We start from the raw sequence: 254 nt of genomic DNA, 5'->3' as shown, positions 1-254 counted from the left end.
CCTCGTCGGGCAGGCTGCCGTCGACCTGGTCGTGTTCCCGTTGCCAGCCGACGAGGCGTTCAAGCCAGATCGGCAGTTCGTTGCAACGATCGAGGCGATACAGCGCGCGCACGACGTCGCGCACGTACCAGTTCGGGTCATGCCGGCTGAAACCGTATTCGGCTGCGTAATGCCAGAGCTGCTCGGCGGCCTCGACCATCTCGTCGTCCTTGCCCTGGCAGGCGAGCACATAGCGGACACCGGAGTAATGCTCG

Annotated in this window: 1 protein-coding gene; it reads right to left on the bottom strand. The window is 64.6% G+C overall.

Annotated elements, in window-relative coordinates:
• The coding region (locus NLF92_RS13420; protein WP_254102757.1) for a hypothetical protein at positions 1-254 on the bottom strand (254 nt) is incomplete at both ends.

Source organism: Opacimonas viscosa (assembly GCF_024199005.1).
Taxonomy (GTDB): Bacteria; Pseudomonadota; Gammaproteobacteria; order Enterobacterales; family Alteromonadaceae; genus Opacimonas; species Opacimonas viscosa.
This window is presented reverse-complemented; position numbering and strand designations above follow the sequence as displayed.